The sequence below is a fragment of the Meiothermus sp. genome (genome assembly GCF_025056915.1).
Taxonomy (GTDB): Bacteria; Deinococcota; Deinococci; order Deinococcales; family Thermaceae; genus Meiothermus.
The window spans coordinates 1-3,484 of record NZ_JANWVH010000138.1; the positions used below are offsets into that span (position 1 = coordinate 1).

Below are 3,484 nucleotides of genomic sequence, written 5' to 3' on the forward strand. Positions count from 1 at the left end.
TTGTTGCGTGCGCTTTGCGCTCGCCCTTCTGTATCCAGCTAATGCGGGGGTAGCAGGCTTCATCCCACGCCTCGGCTCCGTAGGCCCGCAGCAGGGCTTCTCGCTTAACCCTGGGCAAGGTTGCGCTCATGAGCACAACCGAAGAGTCCAGCGCATGGAGCCACCGCACCAGGGCTTCAATGAGGCCGCTGGTGTAGGTGTCGTAGGCGTGCACCTCGTCCAGCACCACCACCCGATTTCCCAACCCCCACAACCGCACGAAGTGGTGCTTGGTGGGCAGGACGCCCAAAAGTGCCTGGTCCACCGTACCCACGCCGTATTCGGAGAGCAGGCCCCGCTTGCGGTGGGAAAACCAGACCTGGGCCTCCACCCCTTCTTCGTTCTGGCTGGGCATGTTGGGCCGCACGATGATTTTCTGATAGCTCTCCTGTAGCTCGCTGGCCCCGTGAAGCAACTGCAGGTCGGGCTTGCGCTCGCTGCCCAGCTGGGCCAAGAAGGCCTTGACCCGCTCAAACATGAGGTTGCCCGTCGCCTGGGTGGGCAGGGCCAGGTACAGGCCCCGGTGCTGGTTGGCTGCCTGCAGGCGCAGGTGGGCGTACAAAGCGGCCTCGGTTTTGCCTTCGCCCATGGGGGCTTCAATCAGGAGCATGGCAGGGCCATTGGCCCCCTGAAGAAGGCGCTCCACTTCCCTTTGCAGGGGGCGCGCCCTGAAGGGCTCTTCGGGCGTGCCCAGGTAGCTGAAAACCTCTTCCAGTCCCTTCGGCTCGCGCAGCAGCGGTTCGCGCCGGAACCAGCCGATTTCATCGAGCTTCTTCCCCGCCCGCTCCTTGGCCTTCCGGTAATACCCGGCCAGGTCATCGCCGAGGGGGTGGAAGTCGAGGCTCGAGCCAATCCAGTCGGCGAAGCTGGTCAGGCCCGCCAGGCGCTCGAAGGCCGCGCCCCCGTAGATGCAGACCCCCGGCGCCTCGCCCACACCGAGTACCTTGAGCACGGCCTCAAAAAGCTCCTGGCGTACCTCATCCCAGGCATCTTTTCCCTTCTCTTTGCCGACCACCCTGCCCAGCTCATCCTGCGAGGCCCTGAAGCCGTGATGGCAGCCGATGGCCGCGGCCACATGCACGGCAGCGCGGGAGCACCAGCCTCTCGCTTCCAGCAGGGGAGGGAGCACCTCTTCGGTGATGACGCCATGGGGGATGTCCCCTGGGGGTGGGGTGGGGCTGATGGCCCAGCCCAGCCCGCTGCTTTGGACTTGTTCCATACCCTTGTCCCACTTTTGCTGGAAGGCCGGGCTGGCCTTGCCCAGGTCGTGCAGCCCCGCCAGGGCGCACACCCAGGCTTTGGCCCGCTCAGGCGGAAGGTTCAGGTCCCCGGCGTAAAGCTCCAGGGTCTTCTCGGGTTCTCGCTCCAGGATGGCCTCAGCGCAGGCCGCCACGTCCAGCATATGGGCCAGCAGCGGGTGCCAGGCGCCGTCTTTTTCGCTCTTGGCCCAGAGGGTTTTAGCCGCTTCGGAGAGCATAAGCTTTTTATACCTCCCCAGTGTGTCAAATCCTGTCACAAATGGCCGCCACCTGCCGGGCCTCATCAAGCCACCTCCGCCTCAGGTTCTCCGGGGCCAGCACCTCGACCCGCGCCCCCCAGCTCTGCACCCAGGACAAAAGCTCCAGGGGGAAGTTGTCGTTGTCTGTGCCTATTGTGATGGAGACCTCCAGGCTGCCGTCGGGGTGCTTTTGGATGATTTGAAGGTTGGGGTAACCACCCTCCTCCACCCGGTAGACGGCTTCGGGCCGAAAGAGCAGCCGCACCTCCAGCGGTGGCCTTCCGCTACTGCCAATGACCCCCCAGGCGTTGGAGAGGTATTGGCGGGGGTCGAAGTCTTTGGGGATGGTGTAGGCCCCGGGCTCGCCCACCAGCCGCACCCGGCGCATGCGGGAGAGCTTGTAGGTGCGCAGGGCCTGGTGGTAGCCGCGCTCGTAGCCAATCACGTACATTCCTAGATTGGTGCGGGAAACCTCCAGGAAGTAGACCTCGAGCGTCCGCTGCCTCTGCCCGGCTCGGCTTGGGTTCTGGTAGTCGAACGTGATGGCCTGGCGCTTGAACCAGGCCTCGGCCACGGTGGCCATGACCTGGCCCTGGTCTTGGTGGGGAAGGGTGCGTTGTGCGAGGTCCTGGGTGCTTTTGAGGGCCAGGGTCTGCGCCGGTTGGGGCAGGCGGCGGGCCAGCTTGTGCAGGGCCGAGAGGTAGGTGGGCTCGTAGCCTGGGGTGTGGTGGTACAGAAGCCGCAGGGCGCTGTGGGTGACCAGGGCCTCCACCGGGCTCAGCTCCTGGCTCTGCAAAAGCTGGTAGCTGGGGGAACGCCCCTGCCGCCCGATCTCGATGGCCCCCAGGTCTTCCAGCAGGTAGCGCAGGGCGGTGCGCTTACCCACGCCCAGGGCCCGGGCCAGCTCCAGCGCGGTGTAGGGGCGGGCTAAAAGCAGGTCGCGGGCTTCCATCAGGCGGCGGGCTTTTTTGTGGTTGGCGCTGTTCAGACGGAGTTCTGGATGCATATTTGGTTTATGGAATGACGGTAACCCACGAGCGTCCAACCCTCGTCCATTTTAGTTTGTTGGGCTCCGAATGCTAAGAAAGTTTGATAGAAATACACGCAGCTTTATCCGAAAGGACTCGTCTGCTCACACCTGACAAACTCTGTGAAGATTTCGGCTTCTGGCACAGTTGAGAGCCTGCTGGATACTCGCAGTTGATTTTTATCTCTAAAGCCCGCCCATCCCAAGTTCGCTTGGATACACTCTATGCATCCGCGAAGCAGGATGCAGGGGTTGGGGTAGAGATGATCAAGACCCACCACCCCCTTCTTGTGTACACCCCTGAAGTCGGCAATGGGCGGCAAAAGCAGGTTTGTCCAGATTAGGCAATTGTCGCGCTCTTCTCAGACGTGGCCGTGCATCCAAACGTCCACCGAACTATCCTGGACAAGGTTTTCTCGCAGTCGAAACGCTCATGGTCAAGATCGCTCTAAAAAGCACCCGGTAGGGTACTTGGAACCCATCCAACTCATGCGCTAAATGGCAAGAATGGGGCATGAGCCGAAACTTGCTTTCCAGGGCCTTTTGGGGTCTGGTGGCTTTGGGGCTGCTGGCGCTGGTGCAGGCCTTTTCCACCGAGCGGATGCAAGCCGACCTGCGGGCCTTGCAGTCCCAGGGGCCACGGGTGGCAGGCACCCCGGCGGTGTCGGCGGCGGGGGAGTATCTGGCTGCTGAACTTCGCAAGGCGGGGTACACGGTGGAGTTTTTTCCCTTCACCTACAGCCGCACCCGCGACCAGGGCACCAGCCTGGTGGTGGGCGGCGCTTCGTTTCCGGTGAACAGCATATCGGGCAGCCCAGGCCGCAGGGTGGAAGGGCCGCTGGCGGTGGTACCGGGGGCGGGGCTCGCGGCAGACTTTGCGGGCCTGAACCTGCAAGGCCGCATTGCGGTGGTGCGCCGGG

At 63.4% G+C, this 3,484-nt stretch carries 2 protein-coding genes and 1 pseudogene; 1 reads left to right on the forward strand and 2 read right to left on the reverse strand.

What is annotated here, in order from left to right:
• The coding region (locus NZN28_RS14045; RefSeq protein ID WP_295399201.1) for a CRISPR-associated endonuclease Cas3'' at positions 1 to 1,516 on the reverse strand (1,516 nt) is incomplete at its 3' end.
• A 25-nt stretch (positions 1,517 to 1,541) separates the two neighbouring features.
• On the reverse strand, positions 1,542 to 2,543 hold the full coding sequence (locus NZN28_RS14050) for a WYL domain-containing protein (protein ID WP_295399204.1): 1,002 nt from the start codon (positions 2,541 to 2,543) through the stop codon (positions 1,542 to 1,544).
• 535 nt (positions 2,544 to 3,078) lie between these two features.
• Here NZN28_RS14050 and NZN28_RS14055 point away from each other — a divergent pair.
• Positions 3,079 to 3,484, forward strand: a pseudogene (locus NZN28_RS14055) (peptidase M28); the annotation flags it as partial.

Bases quoted from the DNA above. Each gene is read 5' to 3' on its own strand.
- NZN28_RS14050 (WP_295399204.1), bottom strand. From the start codon at position 2,543: ATGCATCCAGAACTCCGTCTGAACAGCGCCAACCACAAAAAAGCCCGC.